Source organism: Amycolatopsis sp. cmx-8-4 (assembly GCF_046548675.1).
Taxonomy (GTDB): Bacteria; Actinomycetota; Actinomycetes; order Mycobacteriales; family Pseudonocardiaceae; genus Amycolatopsis.
In genome coordinates this window covers 1-1384 of sequence record NZ_JAEBDZ010000083.1, presented here as the reverse complement: position 1 = coordinate 1384, position 1384 = coordinate 1, and the positions used below count along the sequence as shown (strand labels likewise).

The 1384-nt window shown below is 62.1% G+C and carries 1 protein-coding gene and 1 pseudogene; one reads left to right on the top strand and one right to left on the bottom strand.

The window, feature by feature from the left end; translation table 11 throughout:
• Positions 1–189: 189 nt before the first annotated feature.
• Positions 190–348: a hypothetical protein gene (locus ACLJQZ_RS48470; RefSeq protein WP_410628494.1), complete on the top strand. Its 159-nt coding sequence runs from the start codon at positions 190–192 to the stop codon at positions 346–348.
• A gap of 35 nt (positions 349–383) precedes the next feature.
• On the opposite strand, the pseudogene ACLJQZ_RS48465 reads toward ACLJQZ_RS48470, so the two are convergent.
• Positions 384–1280 (bottom strand): annotated as a pseudogene (locus ACLJQZ_RS48465) (IS3 family transposase); the annotation flags it as partial.
• Positions 1281–1384 lie beyond the last annotated feature (104 nt).

Here is a 1384-nt window from a genome sequence, read left to right as displayed (position 1 = left end):
CCTGCTCCGGCGACTGCTCCCGCGCCGGCTTGGACTCACGCTTACGTGGACTCACAAGGTCCGATGTCATCACTCACAGTGCCCATCCCGCCGGACCTTGGCCCGGCGTGTCGGACCGGAAACACCGGTCTTGGAACAGTCCCGCTCGTGCACCCAATCGTTGGTGGAGAGGTGTGAGAAGGTCGAAAGGTGGCGAGAACTGCTGGGGAGTTCGACAGCTGGTACGCAGATCGAATCGAGTCGCCGATGGCGGACGAGCTGGTGCGGCGAGTGCTGGGGCTTCCGCCGGATCTGCAGTCCACAAGCCTGCTGGGCGGAGCCGGGCTCGATGAGGTCGTGGCGGCGTGAACCGCCCCGGGTTCGGTAGAGACTCGTTGTTGGGGTCAGGCGACCAGACTGGTCAGGTCACCCAGGTCGTACAGAGTCTCGAACTCGGTCGGTGGTCGGCCTCCGCAGGCTCCGTGGAGTCGACGGTTGTTGTACCACTCGACCCATGCCGCGGTAGCGACCTCGACTTCGCTCCTATTATGCCACGGCCCTTGCCGTTTGATCAACTCTGTTTTGTATAGTCCGATCGTTGATTCGGCGAGTGCATTGTCGTACGCGTCGCCGACGGTACCGATGGACGCATTGATTCCAGCGGCGATCAGATGCTGCGTGAATCGGAATGACGTGTACTGACTCCCGGCGTCGGAATGGTGCACAAGCCTGTCCTGACCTTCGATCCAACGGTAATCGCGTTGCTGCAGCCCTTCTTCGATGACATCGAGGACAAGATCGGTTTCCTTGGACATGCTCGCGCACCACCCGACGATTTTCCGGGAGAACGCATCGATCGCGAACGCGACATACACCGTGCCGGCCCACGTGGACACGTAGGTGAAGTCCGCGACCCACAAGCGGTTCGGCGCACCCGCCGTGAACTGGCGTTTCACCAGGTCAACGGCACGTACTCCGTCCTTGTCGGAGACGGTGGTGCGCACCGTCTTCCCGCGCACCACTCCGGCCAGGCCCAGTTGCCGCATCAGTCGCTCGACCCGGCACTTGCCGACAGTGATCCCTTCCCGGTTCAGCTGCCCCCAGATTTTCCGGGCACCATAGACACAGTAATTCTCGTCGTACACCCGCTGAATTTCTTTCTTCAACTCCTCGTCGCGTACCCGACGCACCGAGGCCGGGCGCGTCACAGCGGCGTAATAGGTGGACGGAGCGATCTTGAGTCCGAACTTGGTCAGCACGGAACAGATCGGCTCGACTCCGAACCGGTCCTTATGTTCCGCGAGGAACGTTACGAGCGTGGCAGTCGAGGGTCGAGCTCCCTGATGCTCCTATGTCAAGCGGCCTGCGGCAGCGATCCCGATTCGGTTGCTGCGGGCTGCTCGCC